General features: G+C 46.2%; 16 protein-coding genes. 2 read left to right on the top strand and 14 right to left on the bottom strand.

The annotated features are described in order from the left end of the window. Positions 1-126: 126 nt before the first annotated feature. The 9 genes from fmt to NSQ50_RS12345 all read right to left on the bottom strand — a co-directional run bounded on the left by fmt (position 127) and on the right by NSQ50_RS12345 (position 9,567). Positions 127-1,062, bottom strand: coding sequence for a methionyl-tRNA formyltransferase (gene fmt / locus NSQ50_RS12385; protein WP_076212679.1), 936 nt, complete (start codon positions 1,060-1,062; stop codon positions 127-129). 5 nt (positions 1,063-1,067) lie between these two features. Beyond that, positions 1,068-1,547: a peptide deformylase gene (gene def, locus NSQ50_RS12380; protein WP_036686193.1), complete on the bottom strand. Its 480-nt coding sequence runs from the start codon at positions 1,545-1,547 to the stop codon at positions 1,068-1,070. Between the two features lie 85 nt (positions 1,548-1,632). Beyond that, entirely contained in the window at positions 1,633-4,164 is a 2,532-nt protein-coding gene (gene priA, locus NSQ50_RS12375) for a primosomal protein N' (protein WP_036686191.1), read from the bottom strand. Continuing rightward, positions 4,164-5,399 carry a bifunctional phosphopantothenoylcysteine decarboxylase/phosphopantothenate--cysteine ligase CoaBC gene (gene coaBC, locus NSQ50_RS12370; RefSeq protein ID WP_076099572.1) on the bottom strand — a complete coding sequence of 412 codons (1,236 nt, stop codon included), beginning with the start codon at positions 5,397-5,399 and terminating at the stop codon, positions 4,164-4,166. Before coaBC ends, priA begins: the two co-directional genes overlap by 1 nt. A gap of 216 nt (positions 5,400-5,615) precedes the next feature. Then, entirely contained in the window at positions 5,616-5,816 is a 201-nt protein-coding gene (gene rpoZ / locus NSQ50_RS12365; RefSeq protein WP_036686188.1) for a DNA-directed RNA polymerase subunit omega, read from the bottom strand. 52 nt (positions 5,817-5,868) lie between these two features. Further along, positions 5,869-6,438, bottom strand: coding sequence for a guanylate kinase (gene gmk, locus NSQ50_RS12360; protein ID WP_036686186.1), 570 nt, complete (start codon positions 6,436-6,438; stop codon positions 5,869-5,871). 19 nt (positions 6,439-6,457) lie between these two features. After that, positions 6,458-6,718, bottom strand: a complete 261-nt coding sequence (remA, locus tag NSQ50_RS12355; RefSeq protein WP_006209218.1) for an extracellular matrix/biofilm regulator RemA — start codon at positions 6,716-6,718, stop codon at positions 6,458-6,460. A gap of 48 nt (positions 6,719-6,766) precedes the next feature. Then, on the bottom strand, positions 6,767-7,660 hold the full coding sequence (locus NSQ50_RS12350; RefSeq protein ID WP_036686185.1) for a YicC/YloC family endoribonuclease: 894 nt from the start codon (positions 7,658-7,660) through the stop codon (positions 6,767-6,769). 38 nt (positions 7,661-7,698) lie between these two features. Next, positions 7,699-9,567, bottom strand: a complete 1,869-nt coding sequence (locus NSQ50_RS12345; RefSeq protein WP_076147266.1) for a bifunctional homocysteine S-methyltransferase/methylenetetrahydrofolate reductase — start codon at positions 9,565-9,567, stop codon at positions 7,699-7,701. 184 nt (positions 9,568-9,751) lie between these two features. Between NSQ50_RS12345 and NSQ50_RS12340 the strand changes: the two genes are divergently transcribed. Then, complete coding sequence (locus NSQ50_RS12340) at positions 9,752-10,009, top strand: hypothetical protein (RefSeq protein ID WP_036686181.1); 258 nt, start codon at positions 9,752-9,754, stop codon at positions 10,007-10,009. Here NSQ50_RS12340 and NSQ50_RS12335 read toward each other — a convergent pair. The 5 genes from NSQ50_RS12335 to NSQ50_RS12315 all read right to left on the bottom strand — a co-directional run bounded on the left by NSQ50_RS12335 (position 9,982) and on the right by NSQ50_RS12315 (position 17,910). Then, positions 9,982-11,082, bottom strand: a complete 1,101-nt coding sequence (locus NSQ50_RS12335) for a GerAB/ArcD/ProY family transporter (protein ID WP_036686178.1) — start codon at positions 11,080-11,082, stop codon at positions 9,982-9,984. The two genes, NSQ50_RS12340 and NSQ50_RS12335, sit on opposite strands and share 28 nt — an antisense overlap. A gap of 22 nt (positions 11,083-11,104) precedes the next feature. Continuing rightward, complete coding sequence (locus NSQ50_RS12330) at positions 11,105-12,391, bottom strand: Ger(x)C family spore germination protein (protein ID WP_081382500.1); 1,287 nt, start codon at positions 12,389-12,391, stop codon at positions 11,105-11,107. Continuing rightward, positions 12,309-13,970, bottom strand: coding sequence for a spore germination protein (locus NSQ50_RS12325; RefSeq protein ID WP_063829831.1), 1,662 nt, complete (start codon positions 13,968-13,970; stop codon positions 12,309-12,311). Before NSQ50_RS12325 ends, NSQ50_RS12330 begins: the two co-directional genes overlap by 83 nt. Before the next feature lie 146 nt (positions 13,971-14,116). Next, positions 14,117-14,953 carry a diaminopimelate epimerase gene (gene dapF / locus NSQ50_RS12320; RefSeq protein WP_076223870.1) on the bottom strand — a complete coding sequence of 279 codons (837 nt, stop codon included), beginning with the start codon at positions 14,951-14,953 and terminating at the stop codon, positions 14,117-14,119. 137 nt (positions 14,954-15,090) lie between these two features. Beyond that, on the bottom strand, positions 15,091-17,910 hold the full coding sequence (locus NSQ50_RS12315) for a calcium-translocating P-type ATPase, SERCA-type (RefSeq protein ID WP_036686174.1): 2,820 nt from the start codon (positions 17,908-17,910) through the stop codon (positions 15,091-15,093). A 290-nt stretch (positions 17,911-18,200) separates the two neighbouring features. Between NSQ50_RS12315 and NSQ50_RS12310 the strand changes: the two genes are divergently transcribed. Continuing rightward, a complete protein-coding gene (locus NSQ50_RS12310) occupies positions 18,201-20,084 on the top strand; it encodes an Rqc2 family fibronectin-binding protein (RefSeq protein WP_076099568.1) in 1,884 nt (627 codons plus the stop codon). The last annotated feature ends 9 nt before the right edge of the window (positions 20,085-20,093 follow it).

Below are 20,093 nucleotides of genomic sequence, written 5' to 3'. Positions count from 1 at the left end.
AAGCAGGGGTAACCTTACCCTTGTTGCCAGCTCTGCCGTTGTTGCCAACTGCTTTAGAGTTATTCCCCTGTCTCTTACCAGCGCTAGGATTTACTGCTGATCGGCCAACACCATTTCCACCGCCGCTCAACCTAACACCGTCCCTGGCTTCATAACAGCACCACGGCTAAAATCGGCCGCACTCATTGCTTTTTTGCCAGCAGGTTGAACCGTTGTCAGCAGCAGACTTCCGTCACCTGTTTTCACTTCGACACCTCGTTCAGTTACAGAAAGCACCGTTCCTGGAGCACTATCGCTTGCTTTCTGCGCTTCAGGCAGCTTAGAAGCCCAAGCTTTAAAGGTCTCACCATTCCAGAGCGTAAATGCGCCGGAAAAAGGAACTAATCCACGAATTCGATTATAGTTGTCACGTGAGCTAGCGTTCCAATCCAAGCGTTCATCCTCGCGATTAAGGTTAGGGGCATAAGTTGCCTCACTATCGTCTTGCTGAACAGCTTGAACTTTTCCGCTTACTAAACGTGGCATTTCAGACTTTAACAGATCTCGTCCAGCCAGGCTCAGCTTCTCAAAAAGAGTTCCAGAGGTATCCTCATCCTCAATAGCCACTTCGACACGAGAGATCATGTCACCGGTATCCAGCCCCTCAGCCATATACATCAAAGTAACGCCGGTCACTTTCTCCCCATTGATGATACTGCGCTGAATCGGAGCACCTCCCCGATATTTAGGAAGCAACGAACCGTGTACATTCACACAACCATTCCGCGGTAAGTCCAACACAGCTTTAGGCAAAATTTGACCATAAGCAGCCGTGACGATCAAATCCGGCTCATATGCTGCCAGCTCGGCGACTGCCTCAGGACGACGCATGCGTTCTGGCTGAAGCACAGGTAATCCGAGAGCTAATGCGGCTTCCTTAACTGGTGAAGGAGCCAAGATCTTTTTTCTCCCCTGCGGACGATCTGGTTGGGTGATGACAGCTACAACTTCATAGCCTTCATCTACCAGCATTTGCAAGCTTGGCACCGCAAAAGCTGGAGTTCCCATGAATACAATCTTCATATTCCTCACTCCTCAGTCTCGTTAGCAGTCATCTCGTATACTTTTTCAGCGATATCTGTAAATAGAACTCCATTCAAATGGTCAATCTCATGCTGAAAAGCCCGGGCAAGTAAACCACTGCCGGTTATCGTAATCTCTTTTCCCTCACGGTTAAGGCCACGTACAGTTACAGTCTCCGCACGGCGAACATCACCATTCAAGCCAGGAATACTAAGACATCCTTCTGGTCCTAGCTGTTCACCTTCCATGCTGATGATTTCAGGGTTAATCATTTTGATCAATCCATGCTCTTCATCCGCATCCACCACAATTAGACGTTTCAAAATTCCGACTTGGGGTGCCGCCAGCCCTACTCCTTCAGCGTCATACATCGTATGTGCCATATCATCCAGCAATTTTTTAACATTAGGAGTAACTACAGCTACTTCTTTAGCTTTTTTGTGCAATACTTCATCTGGTTCTTTAACGATCAAACGTATAGCCATTACAAAACACCTTCCCGTTCTGAACATTTCTATATTTAAAGTCAATTGATAAAGCTCTTTTTTTACATTGTAACATGATACGGATTTACATCAACATCTGCGGATCCACATCAATGCTGATCTGAAGACCGGTATCCCGCACAGAATCCTCTAACTCTTCAGCCACTTGGCGGACAAGTCCAATCACATCGATGGCGCCGCGCCATTTTATCATACACTGGAATCTATATCTACCCTTTAATCGAGGGATAGGTGATGCCACAGGACCCAACAGATCTAACACATCGCTGGTTAGCTTATCGAGACTTCCATACCACCTTAGCTGTCTGGCCTTTCCCTGAAGATTCAGAGCATAATTCTCTGCCATCCGCAGTAGAAGCGGCAGCTGTTCATGAGACAATGTGACCAGGATGAGTCTGCAATATGGCGGATAATGGAGACCTCTGCGATGCTTCAGCTCTTCACGTACAAAAGAGAGATAGTCATGTCCGCTGGCATGAATAATAGAATAATGCTCTGGCGTATAGGACTGAACGACCACTTCGCCTGGAAGCTGGTGCCGGCCTGCTCTGCCTGCAACTTGTGTAAGCAATTGGAATGTCTTCTCTGCTGCGCGAAAATCGGGCAGGTTCAAAGCTGAATCTGCTGTGATTACACCAACAAGAGTGACATCTGGAAAATCCAGTCCCTTTGCTACCATCTGAGTGCCCAGGAGAACATCCGCTTTTTTGTCTCTAAATTGGTTCAGCAGCTTCTCATGCGAGCCCTTTTCTGTTGTTGTGTCCACATCCATACGAATCACTCGTATGCCTGGGAATAGCTTACCAAGCTCTTCCTCCACCCGCTGTGTACCCGTTCCGAAAAACCGGATATGCTCACTACCACACTCCGGACAAAGCTTAGGTGCTGGTTCAGCATGTCCGCAATAATGACAACGCAAATTGTCACTACGGCTATGATACGTTAGTGAGATATCACATTCTGGACAACCGGCTACGTAACCACAGCTACGACACATGACAAAGGTTGAGAAACCTCTACGGTTAAGCAGCAGCACCGTCTGTTCTCCGCGTTCCAGCCTCTCTTCCAGTGCTGAATGAAGCTTTCGGCTGAACATCGAACGGTTGCCTTCTTTAAGCTCTTCCCGCATGTCTACTACGTTCACCTTTGGAAGTTCATTTCCAAGCGCACGGGTAGGCATTTCTAGCAGTACCGGTGAAAAGTGAATATCACTCTGCGATCTTGCAGCATGATAGCTTTCCAGCGAAGGCGTAGCAGAACCTAGAATCACAGCTGCCCCACACTGTTCCGCTCTACGAATAGCAGCATCACGGGCATGATATTTCGGATTCTCCTCCTGTTTATAAGAGGTCTCATGTTCTTCATCCATAATAATCAACCCTAGGTTGGAGAAAGGAGCAAACACGGCCGATCTTGCGCCTACAGCGACTGTGGCCTTTCCTTCACGGATTTTACGCCACTCATCGTATCGCTCACCAACAGACAGCCGGCTATGCATAACCGCGACCCCGCTGCCGAACCGCCCCTTAAACCGCTCCACCATTTGTGGTGTTAAAGCAATCTCTGGCACAAGAACAACAGCCTGTCTGCCCTGATCTAAACAGCGTTTAATACATTGCAAATAGATCTCTGTCTTACCACTACCCGTAACTCCATGAAGCAGAAATACTTCGTGAAGCTGCTCCTCTAAGGTTCGAGAAATTCTTGTATATACGACCTCTTGTTCCGCAGTAAGCGGTAGAGGTGTGGTAGGTTTAAAATCTCGCCCTTGATAAGGATCGCGATAGACTTCAATTTCACTGATCTCGATAAAACCTTTTTCCTCCAAGGCCTTTACAGTACTTGCCGTTACTTGGAGTGCAGACAAAACTTCTTTAAGAGCCATGGGGAGTGTAGCTTCCATATCAACTAAAAAGCTCAGAACTTCCTTCTGGCGTGCGGATTTTTTTGGGAATTTGTTCAAAGCCTCACGGGCAGCAGTGACACCTATCGCCAGATCGACTGCCTTGAGCTTTTTCTTGCCCATTTTATCCTTAATGGATTGACTCTCTATAAGTACTCCACGCCGCAGCATGAACTTCACCGTCTCAGCAGCCTCAGGAAATGCACGAGTAAGCTGCTTCATGGAAACTTCGCCACTACGTCCAATAAATTCTGTGATTAGTCGTTCCTCATCCCCTGTGTCGGCAAACATTGGGAACAATTCATCCTCTGGAAATGCTGTCTCTTCCTGCACATCTCCAAGTGAAATCAGCCGTTCTGCCTTCCCTTTTAGAGCGGTGGGCAACATCGCTTGCAGTGCTGAAATTCGTCTACATGCATATCTTTTACTCATCCAGTCCGCAAGCTCAACTAATTCAGGAGATAAAGGCGGAAGCAAATCCAACACTTCTTGAATAGGCTTCAGGCTAGGACTCACTAGGGTCTCGCCTGATTCTAGAGATACTACAAAACCTTGGACTGTCCGGTGCCCAAACGGAACGGCTACCCGACTGCCCACTTCAATCCATAACTTCAGGGATTCTGGAATACTATAATCAAATGGCCGGTCAGTGCTGCGTACAGGCACATCCACAATGACCTTGGCGATATCCATTATAATGAAGCTCCAGTAATCCGCTCTGCCACGAGCGTCAGCAAATGACGAGCAACCTCATCCTTCGACAATTGTGGCAATTCAAGCACCAATCCATTCACATCATATATCGAAACGATATTCGTATCCGCTCCAAATCCGGCTCCTGCAGCCGCTACATTGTTAGCAACGATGAGATCGCAGTTTTTGCGGACCAGCTTGTCCTTAGCATAAAATTCCGTATTGCCCGTTTCCGCAGCAAAGCCGACCAAAAACTGCTTGTTTTTGGTCTTACCGAGTGTTTCCAGAATATCCGTTGTCTTCACAAGCTCAAGCGTCATCGTCTCTCCGCTTTTTTTAATCTTGGAAGGCTCACTATGCTTCGGACGGTAATCCGATACAGCAGCCGCCTTGATCATAATGTCGCAGCTGTCCCACAGTGCGGTAACTGCTTCATACATTTCCTGTGCAGATTGAACACGAATGACTGAAATCTCTGGTTCCTGTGGAGGAGCCTCATCTGTACGCGCAGCAATCAACGTTACCTCAGCACCCATTGCACGTGCAGCACGTGCTAGCGCGAAGCCCATTTTACCGGATGAATCATTGGAGATATAACGCACTGGATCAATCCGTTCTACCGTTCCACCCGCTGTGATGACGATTTTTTTACCCGCAAGAGGTTTGGATGCGACGCTTGCTTGGTGTGCAAAAAAATTCTCAACCACACTCACAATAGCCTCTGGCTCTTCTAGCCGACCTTTGCCAACGTATCCACATGCCAGCAGTCCTTCACCAGGCTCAATAAACTGAATGCCCCGGCTAGCGAGAATATTCAAATTATTAAGTACAGCTGGATGCTGATACATATGAACATTCATAGCTGGTGCAACCATAATAGGAGCCGTAGTAGCAAGCAGTGTAGTAGATAACATATCATCGGCGATCCCGTGTGCCATTTTGGCAATTATATTTGCGGTTGCGGGTGCTACCAGCACAAGATCCGCAGCATCTGCCAGATCAATATGTGAAATGGAGGATGGATCTCTCTCCTGGAATGTATCGCTATATACTCGTTGCTTCGATAGTGACTGTAGAGTTAATTCTGTAATGAACTGCTTCGCCGAAGCTGTCATAATGACATGAACCTCGGCTCCTTTTTGGACAAGCTTACTGGTCAAGGACGCCGCTTTATAAGCAGCAATTCCTCCTGTGATCCCAAGTAAAATAGTCTTCCCCTTCAAGCTCTTCAACATGATCTCCCCCCTGTTCCCTACTCTTACAACGAATGGCTATCTTTACGACGAGAAAAAAATAACAACCTTCCGGTTGTCATAAAGAGCCCGGTTCTGGGCTTTCATCATAAATTTAAGACCCGTAATTGCTCCATAACCCAAGAAGAAACGGCAGCGCCTCAAAACAAATAGGCGGCATCCGTTTCTACAATAGGTCATTATTACTTATACTTGAGACTACTCTTCACCGCGGGTTAGAGTAATGCGATCTTCGTAAATTTCCTCAAGAGCAACACCAACAAATTTATGCGATCTAGGATTCTTCACATCTGTCTTGCCACCCTCACGCAATTGTCTAGCACGACGTGCAGCAGCGACAACGAGCGAATACTTACTGTCAACCTTAGTCATCATTTCATCAATGGATGGATATAGCACTGGGACACCTCTTCATAGTTTACTGTTAATACCATTTGACCTTCAGCATAAATTATCTGACTTTACAATGTTCGGCGATAATAATGCTTTCTATTCTCTTACAAGCCAGATCAATCTCATCATTCACTACAGCATAATCATAATGCTGCATTAAGTTGATCTCATCTTCCGCTACAGTCATGCGGTGATCGATCACATCTGGATGCTCAGTACCCCGTCCGCGAATGCGGTCCTTCAACTCGTCCATGGATGGAGGAAGAAGGAACACAAAAATCCCTTCAGGAAATTTCTCTTTGACTTTGAGAGCTCCTTGAACCTCAATTTCGAGAATAATGTCTTTGCCGCTATTGAGAGTTCTCTCTACAAAATCACGGGGAGTACCGTAATAATTACCTACGTACTCCGCGTATTCAAGCAATTGATCGGCTTCGATCATTGTCATAAATTCCTCTTTGCTTTTGAAAAAATAGTTGACGCCATCTTCCTCACCCGCACGCGGACTGCGAGTAGTAGCAGAAACTGAGTAGACAAGTTCGGGCATCTTCGGACGTAGTGCAGTACAAACAGTACCTTTACCCACGCCGGAAGGTCCGGATAATATGATGAGCAATCCTTTTGACATAATACACTCCATTTAGTTGTTATTCGTCGTTGTCGTCATCTTTACTGGATAAGCGATGCGCCACAGTCTCCGGCTGTACAGCCGATAGGATGACATGATCACTATCTGTAATGATTACGGCACGAGTCCGTCGGCCATAGGTGGCGTCGATCAACATATGCCGATCACGTGCCTCCTGGATAATACGTTTGATTGGTGCAGATTCCGGACTGACGATAGAAATAATGCGGTTGGCAGACACAATATTTCCAAAGCCAATGTTAATAAGTTTGATTGCCATGTTCCGGTAGTTCCCCCCATAAAGTTCTATGCTATTACCTATTCCCGATTACTCTATGTTCGCAGCTTGTTCTCGAATCTTCTCCAGTTCTGCTTTCATATCTAGCACAAGACCCACGAGAGTTAGATGATTGCATTTCGATCCGATTGTATTCGTCTCACGGTTCATCTCCTGAATGAGAAAATCCAGTTTGCGTCCTACCGGTCCTTTCCCCTTCAGGAGGGCTCTGCATTGCTCGAAATGACTATACAACCGGGTCAACTCTTCATCAATATTACAGCGATCTGCAAAAATAGCGATCTCCATCCCGAATTTATGCTCATCAAAAGCGAACGTCCCATCATTTAGTTCATTCAATCGATGTCGAAGTTTCTCACGATATTCAATGATTACGACAGGTGCAAGTTCAACCATTTCAGCATGCATGTTCTCAAGATGGTTCAGGCGCTGTTCAATATCTGCGGCTAGATAACTGCCTTCACGGGCGCGCATCTCCAGCAGAGACTGCAAACACTGCTCAAGTCCCGCCTCCAATACTTCGGAGTAGTCTTCTAATGTCGCAGACACGGCACCCGCAGCCTCGTCTTTGCTGTCCATAATACCGGGTATAGAAAGTATATCACGTAAAGTCAACTCACCAGTCAAACCATATTCGTTCTTAAGCTGCTCTGCTGCCTTTAGATAGGTCATTACAGCAGAGTGATTCAGAACCGGTCTAACTGTCGACTCATCGTGCTCTCTATTGATGGTAACATCTATTCTTCCCCGTTTGATGTGCTGTTGAACCTTTCTTCTCAACACATCCTCATAACCCGTCCAATCCCGGGGCATCCGCAGTACAACTTCGCAGTACCGGTGATTCACCGATTTCACTTCGAACATAATCTTGTAGCCGCCGAATTGCAGGGACGATTGACCGTATCCGGTCATGCTAAATGACAACGGAATCACATCCATTACACTATTGTAATTGATTATTACTAGCGAAACAAGGGGGACAATTTGCGTCCTGATTTCTCCCACACATACTCCATTAGCTGTGCGCTCATATCATAGAACATGAACGGAGTCATCAGATAGATTCCATTAAAATGGGCAGTAGCAACATCTAACAGTTCCTTAGCGATAGCGACACCTTCTGCTCTTCCAGCTTCCCCTTCAAGTCCCTTCATGCGGTTGCGGACATCGTCCGTAAGCTGAATACCGGGAACCTCATTATGTAGAAACTCTGCATTACGTCCGCTTGCCAGTGGCATAACACCAATGAATACGGGGATTTCCAGATGTGCTGTTGCCTCAGCTATCTTCACGATAAGTTCCTGATCATAGACAGGCTGGGTCATAATATAGTCGGCACCAGAGGCAATTTTCTTCTCCAGACGTTGCACTGCCTTATCCAAATGTTTAACATTCGGGTTAAATGCAGCTCCGATTACAAAATTCGCTTTCTGTTTCAAAGGTTTACCTGAGAAGGAAACCCCGTCATTCAGCTGCTTGATCATTCTAATAATCTCAAAAGAGGTTAAATCATAAACCGAGCTTGAGCCGGGAAGATCTCCAAATTTCGCAGGATCACCTGTTACAGCCAGCACATGATCAATTCCAAGCGCATCAAAACCCATCAAATGGGATTGAGTACCAATCAAATTACGATCCCGGCAAGCAATATGCACTAGCGGACGAAGTCCAGTTTTAGCGTGCACCAAATGTCCCAAAGCCATGTTGCTCATCCGTGTGACAGCCAGGGAGTTGTCGGCGAGTGTCAGCGCATCCGCGCCTGCTCTTCTCAAAACTTCTGCGCCCTGCATAAACTTTGCAATATCCAATTCACGAGGTGGATCAAGCTCAACAATAACCGTATGTCGTTCCTTTACCAGATCAACCAGGTTCGGCTCTCTACCCTCTCTATCCTCATCGCCAAAATTCTCTTGCAGCGATACACGCTCCACTGCAGGTGGCAACGGTTTAGGAAGCGGTTGCGGTACATAATTCTTCAGTGCAGAGGAGATTTCTGCGATATGCTGCGGAGTTGTACCACAGCAACCACCGATTATCCGGCAGCCCATCTCCGCGAAAGTCTGTGCCATTTGGCCAAAATATTCTGGTGAAGCCCCGTACCGGTATTCTCCGTCTACATAATCCGCCACACCCGCATTTGGATACACAGAGGCTGGCAGAACCAGATTCCCTTGTACAGCTTTGAGCGCTCGCTTCATTCCGTTCGGGCCTGTGTTACAGTTAAATCCGATAACATCAGCGCCATCGCCTTCCAGAATACGAAAGGCTTCTGGCAAAGTTAATCCATCTAATGTGCGTGCCGTTTCATCGACAGCTAATTGGCAAACTACAGGAAGCGAGCTGATCTTGCGGAGCGTTCTTAGAGCTAAATGCAGTTCCTCAACATCGTAAAAGGTTTCCAGCATAATGCCATCTACGTCCTCTTCTAGCAATGCAGCAATCTGCTGTGTAAAATATTTTTTCAGCTCTGTGGAAGAGAGATTCGCACGTTTGCCCGCACGAATAGATCCTACAGCTCCTAATACATACCCATGATCTCCAGCAGCCTGGCGAGCGATTCTAACCCCGGCTCGATTTATTTCCTCAACCTTGGATTCTAGACCATATTTGGACAGCCTGTCATAGTTCGCCGAGAAGGTGTTGCTTTCCAGCAGCACTGCCCCTGCCTCAATATAGCTGCGATGAACATCTTCGATTACCCCCGGAGAGGTCAAATTTAATTCTTCATAGGAAATGCCGACCGGGAAACCCTTCTGATATAAGTAGGTCCCCATCGCTCCGTCTCCGACTAATACTTTATTTCCCCATGCGGAACGTAAATCCGGCTTCACAACAAGATCCTCCCCTGCCACATTAGTTTCTAACTTTAGTTTCATACTAATGTAACATAAATCGGTATGGATGATAAGCTTTACAAAAGAAAAGCATTTAGACCAAAATATCACCATGCATGTTCATATGTAAAAAGCTTCATACTAACGTTAATGCCGTTATTTCCATAAAGGAGAGAATACTTTGAAGAAAAAAACAAGAAAGTTTCTGATCCGAAAATACGCTGTAACTTTACTGCTAGCCACTCTCTGCTTGCTGTATATTTATTTGCTAGATTGGCTGTATGGCTATGGGCTGGGTAACGTCGGGTATATCCTTAACTATCTATTCTATACCGCCTCTGAGAAAGCTACTGCTTGTATTTTGCTGCTCTGCTTGTTCATCCCCGATATCTATTACTGGAAAACAGGACATCAACCAGAACGTGGCGGGGAAAGATGACTTCTTATCGCCGCAACGATGATAAGAATTACAGGGATCAACACCATAAAGAAGGGGAAAATCGTATATAACAATCTCCCCCCCTCATTAATATGTTCAGTAAAGCTCCGCGCATTCAACATCGAGCTGAACAGAATGATCAGAGCACAGGGATAGACCATTCTCCGGTAAGGAATCTTGAACAATTCCGAAATTCCTATAAGTGCGGCCGCAAAAAACACAGACATTTTGAAAAAAACGCCGATAATCAGCACCATAACAATTAGAATATCCACACGTTGAATAAAATCGGAGATTGAAATCTTGCTAATCGTGGGCATCAGAGGGAGGGGTGACCGTTTCACTATATCTGTGCCAAGCACGGAAATATTCAGCATCATAGTCAGACTTAAGAGCAAACCTGAAACAAATATCCCCGCGGCGATGACCCAAGGACCTTTTTTAACATTGTTCAGATAGGGCATTAGCATGGTAAAACAAATCATTTCACCAAAAGGGAACATATAGTTCTGGCGAATAACAGAATCAATCACAGGCTGGAACCCATTCTCAAAAATAGGAAGTAATCGATTCAAATTAATTGAGCCCGATAACATCAGCATGATCGAGCAAAATATTCCTATCAGCATTACAAGAGTTGCGAATACCAATGAAGTTCGGGATAATACCTCTACTCCTTTATGCAAAACATACGCAGAAGATAAGATCATCAACGTTGAAATAATAAACAAAGGTGTGCGGTGCATAGTAGCCATAACCAGCATGGAACTGCCATCCCGTAAATCACGACCCGCTAAATTGAGGAATAGGGTAATGTAGAGAACGGAAATCACCGTACCTAAGGATTTTCCCAATAGCTTGCGGGTATAAGCCGTTAAGGGGAGATCCGGAAACTTTCTGTACAAATAAGTGTACCCCGAAAATACAATCAAACCGATCAAATTTCCGAGGAGTATGGAAATCCACGCATCTTTACCAGACTCCATCCCAAGATTCACTACCAGCGCTGTTCCCAGCTCAAACAACAAAGTCAACGTGAAAAATTGGAGTAGTCCTATTTTTATCTTTCCCATAGCTGCCCCTCCTTTATTGTCATTACTTATTCTTGGATTGAAAGGAATCACTTCGCATATCCGTATGCCTGATCACAGCATCAGCCTCGATATTAATATGGCAGGTTTCAAATATACTCTCCCAATGATCTTTTACTTGTTTCCAGCCACGTGGATTAGCTCTTTCTACTGCTTCACCGAAACCTAGATAATCACTTTTTAATGAACGGGCAGTTGCTATGGCAGCGCGGATCTGTTCTTGAATATTCTTTTCCAAAAGCTTCGAAAGATCGTTTAACACTGTTGGATCTGTTAGATCCAAGCCATTGGGCGATTCCTTTAATCCAGCCTGCTGAGTGACATTAACCGTGAAGATAGGATGCTCTATATCTTTCGCATCCGCGTGGATATGTACCTGTGATAAATACACATTAAACGATATATAGTCCTTCTCCCCTATCGAGACCAATACCGGCATCTGAGATATTTTATTCTTAAGTAGAACGGTACCGATCGCCTCTTCGCCGAGCAGCCATCCTTTAAGCTTGTCTTCTTTAAAAGCTGCAAGACCGGTAACCTTTATTATGGTCTTCGGACTTATGTTCTTTAAATTATCGTTGCTCTCCCTCTGGTCCAAATCTCCAGTCACTAGCACGCCATTGATCACAGGCCCCCCACCAGGAACCTGAATCCCCCGGATAATATCATCCACTTCCATCCGATAGTTATATCCGAATTGTTTAGAGGTTGTCTGCAGCTTCTCCACCAAATCATTGGCTGGAATCCTTCCGAACACGGTCATAGTCGTCATACATTCACTTGCAGGCTGTCCCTTGGAAATAAAAATCAGGCTTGTCAGCCGGGTTTCGCTTTCCCTTTCCAGCACATCCATGATATCCTTGATGCCTTCTTGAGCGAACTTCTCGGAAATGATGACCACCCTAATATGTCCTAAAGACAAAAAACGTGCAGTCTGACGCGAGGCATTAGCTAATGCTTCAAACATAGTGCGGCCGCTACCTTTATAAACCGAAACAGGTGAAGTCCCTCTAGCGTTCTTCCCAGAGATTTCGTCAGCAACGATAACCTGAAAGGATAATACATATTTCTCTTCTTCTGTAGGTCCTCTATCTATGGACACACCGGAAACGATGGCTCTTCTGTTTAATTCCACACTATCCCAGCAGCCTGTGAGACTAAGACAGATCAATACGCAAGGTAAAAGTCCTGCTAAGAAAAAATTGCATTTACTCAGAATCTTGCTTTCCTTTCTTATGCGGCTGTGTCCCTTTAGTCTTATCAAGAATTTTTGGAGATAGGTTCTGTTCATGTCCGGTTGTGATCTCCTTCCCTTCTGAAATGTTCCCTTGCTGCGCAGTAGCAGGAGCTGGTTCTGCTGTGCCAAGCGCCCACAAAGGCAGCCTTAAGACGGCATCCTTCTGACCTCTGGATGACAAAGGCACTATTGGAGACAAATAAGGAACGCCAAAAGAACGCAGACTGTTCATATGTGCAACCAGTACGATTAAACCTAAAGTAATCCCGTAAAAACCAAACATACCGGCCAATATCAAAAAACCAAAACGGATAATTCTGCCCGCAATCGCCATGTTATACGCTGGAATGGCAAAGCTCGCAATCCCGGTCAACGCGACCACAATCACCATAACGGGCGTAATAATTCCAGCCTCTACCACGGCCTGACCAAGAATCAGAGCACCTACTACAGATACGGTCTGCCCAACTGCACGCGGCATTCTTACTCCCGCTTCCCGGATGATCTCAAACGCACCTTCCATTAGAATAGCTTCGACAAAAGCGGGGAAAGGCACATTTTCCCGTTGCGATAAAAGGTTGATCAGCAAAGTCGTAGGGATCATCTCATAATGAAACGTCGTCAAAGCTATATACACGGAAGGCCCTAGAATAAGCACGATAAAACTGATATACCGAATAATTCGCATCAGAATAGCAATATCGAACCTTTGCGCATAATCCGAAGCTGACTGAAAAAAAAGAGTGAAAACCGCAGGCAAAATCAATACAAAGGGGGTGCCATCTACGACAATCACTACCCTCCCTTCTAACAGATTCGTTGCAGCAACGTCTGGCCGCTCGCTGTTATTGATGGTTGGAAAAGGGGTAAAGGTCTTATCCTGAATCAGCTCTTCGATATAACCGGATTCCATGATGGCATCTACATTAATCTGCTGCAGCCGTTTTCTAACTTCTTCAACCAGCTTCTCGTCCGCAGTATCCTTGATGTACATTAAAGCCACATCGGTCTGAGTTACCGACCCGATCTTCACATGCTCGAGTCTTAGTTTGGGTGATCTTATTCTTCTGCGTATTAATGAGACATTCGTAGCCAAAGATTCAACAAAGCTATCCTTTGGACCACGCACAACTAGCTGAGTGGAGGGTTCAGTGACAGAACGAGCTTCCCCACCTTCAGTCTCACACATGATGCCACTGTCATAACCTTCAATGAGAATCAGTGTCTTCCCAGAAAGAATTCCGAGCAGCACCTCGTTCCAATCCTCCTGCAGCTGCGCTTCACCTATTTCCAGGGCACGGTTTAAGATGAGGTCATTCAGATTATTTGCTGCAGTATTGCTTTCCTTGAGCATCTCATCCGTAATGGAGAGCAATGAACCCATTACAAATTGATTAACGGTTTCTGTCTTAGCTAGACCATTAAGATGTACCGCAGCAGCCTCAACAACGGATTCCTCACCAAGCTTTACCTGGCGGATTCTAAGATCCGGACTATCTCCCAGCTCGGTTATGATATTGTTTAGCGTCTGCTCCAGATAAATGGTTAATCTCACTCCAGAACCTGGACCTGCCGGGTCAGCTTGCTGTCCCTTACCGGATTTATTTTTTTTAGTTAACCCGTTGATGTTCAACAAGCTCCCCTCCTTTTTTTCATAAACATTGTAGTATTATTCTCGGTTACTCCTTCCATTATTCGGCTGCTTAAAGTCACCTCAGGTTAGAAACACAAAAAAGGCAGTCCAAGAATGTGCTCTTGGACTGCCTTTTTATTATTTTTCTATATTGCTACACTGCCCGTGAATACGACCTCAGCAGGTCCAGTCATATACACATGATTATCCTCTTCATTCCATTCAATATAGAGATCGCCGCCCTTTAGACTAATCCAAGCCGCCCGGTCTGTAAGATCATTCAGCACAGAGGAGACAAGGGTTGCACAGGCTCCAGTGCCACAGGCAAGCGTAGGTCCTGCCCCACGTTCCCAGACACGCATATCCACTCTGCCCCGATCCAGTACCGTTGCGAATTCAACGTTTACTTTTCTCGGGAACAAAGGATGTACCTCAAGCTTAGGTCCCCATGTGGCAAGATCAAAATTCACTGCATCTTCTACGTAAATCACGCAATGAGGATTTCCCATGGATACCGCTGTGAACTTAAATTCGGTTCCGTCCGCTTCAATCGGCTGAGCGAGCACTGGCTCTGCATCAATAGATACTGGAATTTGCAGACCGGACAATACAGGTTCGCCCATATCTACGGTTACAGTCTCCACAACACCGTCTTTCACGTTTAAAGTAACCTTTTGTTCTCCGGCACCAATCGTTTCTATTACAATCTGCTCTGAGCTTACCAGTCCGTGGTCATATACATATTTAGAGACACAGCGAATGGCATTTCCGCACTGCTCCGCCTCCGAACCATCAGAATTCATAATACGCATCTTGAAATCGCCACGCTCAGAAGGCAGGATATATACCAGTCCGTCAGCACCGATTCCAAAGAACCGGTTGCATAGGGTTATAGCAAGCTCCGCTGCATTACTTGGCAGCTCTTGCTCGCCGAAAACAACGATGAAGTCATTACCGAGGCCGTGCATTTTTGTGAATTCCATTAAAAGTCCACTCCTAAAGGTTATGTTATGTTAGCATTCGCTTAAGCTTAAAGTTCTGTGTAATTGAGCATTTCGCAAGCATATGAGCGGTTAACTGCAACAAGTATACCTTTAGGAATGGAGCATTAGTATTGACTTTATGCTGAAATTTTTGTACTTTTTATCATCGGATTACTGCCGCTGCGTCCACGATTACGTTTGCCACCCCAAACACTGCCGGCACCCATCAAGAAGGTTGGGATCCCCGCTGTTACAAACACCAGACACCATTCGCGGAAATTGAGCGGCACTGTTTTGAAGACAGGCTGGAGCACAGGCACGTACATTACGGCCAGCATCAGTAAGACTGATGACAACACGGCAAGCACTAGATACTTATTCTGGAACGGATTGCGGTGGAACACTGAACGCGAACTGCGGCAATCGAACACATGGATCAACTGTGCCATAACTAGTGTTGCAAAAGCAACGGACTGTGCCCGAATCAATTGTGCAGGATTCTCTGGTGCTATACGTAAGGTTAGCCAAAATGCTCCTAGCGTACATAAACCAATCAAGAATCCACGGCTTATAATTTTCCAGCCTAAGCGGCGGGCAAAAATATTTTCTTTCGCACCACGAGGTTTATGCTCCATCAAATCCTTCTCGGGCTGATCCACTCCAAGTGCCATCGCTGGCAGTCCGTCTGTCACTAGATTGACCCAAAGAATTTGGATCGGAACGAGTGGTAAAGGCAGACCCAGCATCATGGCAAAAAACATAGTCAGAATCTCTCCCACATTGGATGCCAACAGATAACGAATGAATTTACGAATATTCTCATAGATATTTCTGCCTTCTTCGATGGCAGCAACAATCGTTGAGAAGTTATCATCCCCGAGAACAAGTGACGATGCTTCCTTGGTCACATCTGTACCTGTGATCCCCATGGATATCCCGATATCTGCAGCCTTAATGGCTGGAGCGTCGTTCACTCCATCTCCGGTCATAGCCACTACGTGACCGTGACGTTGTAGAGATTTAACGATCCGAAGCTTATGCTCTGGAGATACGCGGGCGAATACAAACACATTGTCCGATATCTTATCCAGCTCATCATCATCCATCCGGGTTAACTGAGCGCCTGTCAGCACCGTTCCACCACGCTGCAGAATTCCCAGCTGGTGAGCAATTGCCTCGGCAGTTGTTCCATGATCACCAGTAATCATAACCGTCTTAATCCCTGCCCGGCGTGTGACACTGATGGCATCGCGGACTTCACGACGTGGCGGATCGATCATTCCTGCCAAGCCAATAAAGACTAATTGATTCTCCGCATCCTTTTCACTATTCACATGTTCATTTGGACGCATATCCCGGTAAGCCATACCTAGCACACGAAGGGCTCCTGAAGCCATTTGCTCATTGGCATCAAGCACCTTCTGCCGCAAAGTTGGCGTACAAGGCACAACACCGCCCTCCCAAAGCATATATGCGCAGCGATTCAGCAATACATCGGGCGCACCTTTGGTACATACCATCCGTCCTCCCGGATGGCCTACGATCACAGACATCAGCTTCCGCTCAGAATCAAACGGAAATTCCTGTTCACGAGTGTAGGTTACGGCAAGCGTCTGAGCGGTCAGTCCCATCTTTCCTGACAGTGCCACGAGCGCTCCTTCTGTCGGGTCGCCCTTCAGTTCCCAAACGGAAGTGTTGTCTGCAGACTTTTCAAGAACAGCATCCTTATCCTTCCCTTTTCGTTTGCCTCGCACTTCAGACTGGAAGGTCTCAATAATTTCCGCGTTGCTGCATAATGCGCCAACCTGCAACATCCGCCGTAAGCTTTGATCATGTTTTAGATCCACTGCTTTGCCTTTCTCCAGAACCTGTCCATTTGGAGCATACCCTTCACCTGTTACCTCAAGACCACGTCCACCCGTCCATAATCGGGTCACCGTCATTTTATTTTGCGTTAATGTTCCTGTCTTGTCTGAACAGATTACCGAGGCACAGCCCAACGTTTCCACTGACGGCAATTTACGAACGATAGCCTTGCGTTTGATCATCCGCTGCACGCCTAGCGCAAGCGCAATAGTTACAATAGCGGGGAGACCTTCCGGAATCGCGGCAACTGCCAAGCTCACACCAGCTAAGAACATGGAGGTGGCAGGCTGTCCATGCAGAATACCTGCTACCACAACTACAATTGTCAATCCCAGAGATACGTAGATCAGAATCTTTCCTAGCTGCTCAAGCCGATGCTGTAAAGGTGTTTCCTGAGAATCCGTATTTTGGATTAGATCCGCTATCTTACCCATTTCCGTGTTCATACCGGTACGGATTACAACAGCTCGCCCTGTTCCTCTGGTCACCATAGTGCCCATGAAGCCTAAATTCTTCTGATCACCAAGCGGAATCTCTTCTGCACGGATCGCTTCCGAATGCTTCGAGACAGGCAATGATTCCCCAGTAAGTGCGGATTCTTCCACATATAGAGCACTGCATTCCAACCAACGTACATCGGCAGGAATCCGATCTCCACTCTCCAGCAAGACAATATCACCTGGCACCAACATCTTGGCTGGGATAATCTCGCTATTCCCTCCACGTAGCACTTTGGCAGAAGGTGCGGAGAGTTGCTTTAAAGCTCTTAGCGAACGTTCGGCGCGAAACTCCTGAACAAATCCAAGCGCTCCATTCAGTAGGATAATCGCGATGATCGTGATGGCATCCAAGTATTCGCCTAGCAACCCGGATACAAGCGTTGCACCCATGAGCACAAGCACCATGAAATCCTTGAACTGGTTCAACAGCAGGGTAAACGGAGATACTGTCTTTCCTTCCGACAGCTCGTTGTACCCGTTCTCCTTTCGTCTCTCCGCGGCTTCCTCATCACTGAGGCCCGTCCTTGGCTGGACATTGAACATTTTCTGCAGCTCTTCTGCACCGAGACGGTGCCAACTGTTTTGTTCCATGACTTTTCTTTCCCTCCCGGTCGTTTCTTTACTTCCGGCGGCGCACAGCTTTTCCACCTGTTCATGACAAATGTATTCAAGGTCGTCCAATAATATCACCCCTATCCAATTCCCCTTTTGCGCGAATGTCCTAAAGTATGGCATCATAGAGAGGTGAGCATAGACGTCTTCGGCGTCCTTATAAGGACAGGTAAGCGTTTGAGCGAGAAATATAAGATATAAGTATTGTGTGAAACTTTTACTTTCTTATATTTAAGAAATTCATTTCACGGCGACAGGAGAGCTTTATCATGGCATTAGACGGCATTGTTACCCGAGCTATCGTGCACGAATTGCAATCATTCATAGGTGCACGTATAGGAAAAATATATCAACCGAACAATCACGATTTAATTTTTAACCTGCGCGGCGCAGGTGGCGGCGGCAAGCTGCTGCTCTCTGCTAATCCAACGTATCCTCGGGTGCATTTTACCGAAAGAAACAGCATTAATCCTTCGGAAGCACCCATGTTCTGCATGCTTATGCGGAAGCATTGTGAGGGAGGGACCATTGAAAGTATTACGCAGGTAGGTATGGAACGAATTATTCACATAAACGTCAAGACTAGAGATGAGCTTGGTGACGTCTTTGCCAAAAAGATCATCATAGAACTCATGGGTCGACACAGTAACATCATTCTTACTGATCTCAGTTCTGGAACGATCATAGACGGCATTCATCATGTAACTCCATCGATCAGCAGCTATCGGATTGTGATGCCCGGTATCGCATACACAGAACCGCCACAGCAACATAAGCTGAACCCTTTGGAGATTGGTCAGGAGCAATTTCTCAATTTAATCTCGGCTGCTGAAGAAGCTGCACTGATAGAGGATGATGAGGAGGCTGAGCCAGAAGAAATCATTGAGGGTGAGCTTGCTAATCTGATCACAAAAGAAGCAGTAGAGCAAAAACCTGACGGCTCTGGCGGTCCTTCTCCCTCAGCTGACCCCGTGGGCTGGATGGTACATGCTTTCAGCGGAATGAGCCCACTGATTGCTGGTGAAATTGCTCTTCGTCTGAGAAACACCCTGGATAAAGGCGTTACAGAATCCGAAGCAGCATTTCCGACACAATTATGGGTTGCCTTCCATTCCGTAATGGGATCCGTACGCGATAACGAATTTTCTCCTGTTGCAGGTGCAAACGCAAAAGGTAAGATGATTTTTTCTGCGATCCCCTTAACACTTCTGGGTGAGAGTGCGAAACATTACAACTCCATCAGTGAATGTATGGAGGATTATTACGGGGATAAAGCCGAGCGCGATACTGTAAAGCAACGGGTGAGTGATTTGATCCGCTTCCTCAGCAATGAACGGAGCAAAAACGTTAAGAAACTCGCTAATTTGCAGAAGGATCTCGACGAAGCTCAGGATGCTGATCGTTACCGCATTTGGGGTGAGTTGCTTTTCGCTTCATTACACGCGGTATCCAAAGGGGATAAAGAAGCCTCCTTGGTCAATTATTATGATGAAAATCAGGCGGAAATGGTGGTTCCGCTCGATCCGTTATTAAATCCTTCGGACAATGCACAACGTTATTTCAAAAAATACAACAAATATAAAAACAGCCTGCTTGTCATTAATGAACAGCTTTTGAAGACGCATGAGGAAATTCTGTATATGGAGAGTCTGCTGCAGCAACTTGCCCACGCTTCCCTCAACGATATTGAGGAGATCCGCGACGAGCTTGTAAGCCAAGGTTATCTGCGAGACCGGAGCAAAAAGGGCAAAAAGAAGAAAAAGGCCACCAGACCCACATTACAGGTCTTCACCTCTTCAGAAGGAATCGATATTTATGTCGGCAAAAATAATTTGCAGAACGAATACGTCACCAATCGACTGGCTTCTCCGAATGATACTTGGCTGCATACCAAGGACATCCCCGGATCACACGTGGTCATCCGAAGTGAGCAATTTGGAGATGCAACGCTGGAAGAAGCCGCTCAGCTTGCCGCTTATTTCAGCCAAGCCAAACAGTCCAGCAGTGTGCCTGTGGACTGTACATTGATCCGCTATGTACGTAAACCAAGCGGTTCCAAGCCGGGATTTGTAATCTATGATCATCAAAAGACACTGTTCGTCACACCCAATGAGGAAAGAATTAAGAGTCTTCCAAATACTTTGAGAAGCTAAATACTAGAT

The organism is Paenibacillus sp. FSL R10-2788, from assembly GCF_038003885.1.
Classification (GTDB): domain Bacteria; phylum Bacillota; class Bacilli; order Paenibacillales; family Paenibacillaceae; genus Paenibacillus_AQ; species Paenibacillus_AQ odorifer.
This window is presented reverse-complemented; position numbering and strand designations above follow the sequence as displayed.